We start from the raw sequence: 1,310 nt of genomic DNA, 5'->3' as shown, positions 1-1,310 counted from the left end.
TGAACTACCCCGGGTTTTGTTCCGATCTTTATAGGAGGATCAGAATCATGCCCCGTCAGTATTCGCCGGAGTTTCGTGATCGTGCGTTGCGATTGTTGGACACCACGTTGGAGGCCTCGGAAGTATCGGAGTTCGAGGCAATCAAGTCTGTGTCGAGCAAACTCGGCATCTCGGAGGAGTCGCTGCGTAGGTGGCGGCGTAAGGCCCAGGTCGATGCTGGGGAGCGGGCCGGTACGTCCAGCTCCGAGCACGCCGAGATTCGCCGGCTCAAGCGAGAAGTCGCTGACCTACGCAGGGCCAATGAGATTTTGAGGTCCGCGTCTGCGTTTTTCGCAGCGGAGCTCGACCGCCCCGCGACGAAATGATCGCCTACATCGATGCACATCGCGATCAATTCGGGGTCGAGCTCATCTGCCGCATCTTGCGGGCAGCAATCCCGGGATTCCTCAGCTCCCGGGGCTACCGGGCCGCCCGGACCCGCCCACCCTCAGATCGCGCCATCCGCGACGAACAGCTGATCGCCGACCTGCGTGAGGTGCACCGGCAGAACTACTCGGTCTACGGCGTCCAGAAGATGCACCGCGCCATGAAGCGCAAGGGCTGGGACGTGGGCAGAGAGCAGACCCGCCGGCTGATGCGCAAAGCCGGTCTACGCGGGGCCCAGCGCGGCAAGCCGGTGTTCACCACGGTCACCGACCCCGCCGATGCGCGGCCGACCGACCTGGTCAACCGCCAGTTCAAGGCGGCAGCACCCAACCGGCTCTGGGTCGCCGACATCACCTTCGTGCGGACCTGGCAGGGGTTTTGCTACACCGCGTTCGTGACCGATGCAGCCACCAAGAAGATCGCCGGGTGGGCCGTCTCAACCACGATGCGCACCGAAGATCTTCCACTGCAGGCATTCAATCATGCTGTGTGGCAGTCGAATACCGATCTATCCGAGTTGATCCATCATTCCGACCGCGGATCGCAATACTTATCGCTGGCCTATACCGACCGGCTGGCCGAACTCGGCATCGCACCGTCGGTCGGGTCCCGCGGCGATAGTTATGACAACGCCCTCGCTGAAGCCGTCAACGCCGCATACAAGACCGAACTGATCAACCGCGGCACACCCTGGCGATGCGTCGATGACGTCGAACTGGCGACCGCCGGATGGGTGGCCTGGTACAACCAGGACCGCCTGCACGAAACCCTCGGCTACGTTCCACCAGCTGAGTACGAGGCCGCCCTCACCGGCACCTCACACCCCGCGAGCCAGCCAACCCCGGCCCTCGCACCCGAGTAGGAACAAAACCTGGGGTAGTTCA

The 1,310-nt window shown here is 63.1% G+C and carries 1 protein-coding gene and 1 other annotated feature; the gene reads left to right on the top strand.

Annotation, left to right across the window (positions count from 1 at the left end):
- The first annotated feature begins 47 nt into the window (after nt 1-47).
- Nucleotides 48-1,288, top strand: a protein-coding gene (locus tag AC30CM_RS26905) for an IS3 family transposase (protein ID WP_490119962.1) whose coding sequence is annotated in 2 segments (ribosomal slippage) — nt 48-333 and nt 333-1,288 — 1,242 coding nt in all. Because the reading frame shifts where the segments join, the coding sequence is not laid out codon by codon here.
- Nucleotides 323-439: a sequence feature (AL1L pseudoknot), on the top strand. Its footprint overlaps the gene before it by 117 nt.
- Nucleotides 1,289-1,310 lie beyond the last annotated feature (22 nt).

Source organism: Mycobacterium sp. DHQP2018-32-09 (genome assembly GCF_058148405.1).
This window is presented reverse-complemented; position numbering and strand designations above follow the sequence as displayed.